The sequence below is a fragment of the Bradyrhizobium altum genome (assembly GCF_020889705.1).
Lineage (GTDB): Bacteria > Pseudomonadota > Alphaproteobacteria > Rhizobiales > Xanthobacteraceae > Bradyrhizobium > Bradyrhizobium altum.
In genome coordinates this window covers 1-714 of the sequence record NZ_JACMYP010000597.1, presented here as the reverse complement: position 1 = coordinate 714, position 714 = coordinate 1, and the positions used below count along the sequence as shown (strand labels likewise).

The 714-nt window shown below is 68.9% G+C and carries 1 protein-coding gene and 1 pseudogene; both read left to right on the top strand.

What is annotated here, in order from left to right; genetic code table 11:
- Nucleotides 1-209: pseudogene (locus H8B02_RS47620) on the top strand (2-hydroxy-acid oxidase); the annotation flags it as partial.
- The coding region (locus H8B02_RS47615; RefSeq protein ID WP_229172564.1) for a 4Fe-4S dicluster domain-containing protein at nt 206-714 on the top strand (509 nt) is incomplete at its 3' end. The pseudogene H8B02_RS47620 and the gene H8B02_RS47615, both read left to right, overlap by 4 nt.

The window sequence follows — 714 nt, the reverse complement described above, 5'->3', positions numbered from 1 at the left end:
ACGCGCAGGCCGCGCTGGTCCGCGGCCAGGTCGAGGCGGTCGGCGGGCACGCCACCCTGATCCGCGCCACCGAGGATGTGCGCCGTGCGGTCGACGTGTTCCAGCCGCAGCCGGCCGGACTTGCCGCACTCGGCGAACGGGTCCGGGCGAGTTTCGATCCGAGATCGGTCCTCAACCGCGGCCGGATGATGCGAGGCGGGGGAGCATGAAGACCGAGTTTACCCTGGCGCAGCTCGCCGATCCCGACATCAAGGAAGCCGACAAGATCCTGCGCGCCTGCGTGCATTGCGGCTTCTGCACCGCGACCTGTCCGACCTATGTGCTGCTCGGCGACGAACTCGATAGCCCGCGCGGCCGCATCTACCTGATCAAGGAGATGCTGGAGAAGGACAAGCCGCCGACGGCGGACGTCGTCAAGCATATCGACCGCTGCCTGTCGTGCCTCGCCTGCATGACCACCTGTCCATCGGGCGTGAACTACATGCACCTCGTCGACCAGGCCCGGGTCCGGATCGAGCGGGATTACGAGCGGCCGCTGACCGAGCGGCTGCTGCGGTCGGTACTCGCCTTCGTGCTGCCGCGGCCGGGCCTGTTCCGGATCAGCATGATCCTGGCCGGGCTCGCCCGTCCATTCACAGCGCTGCTGCCAACGTCGTCGGTCGGTGCGGCGAGCCCGGGCCTGCTGCGGCGGATCAAGGCCATGCTGGCGCTGGC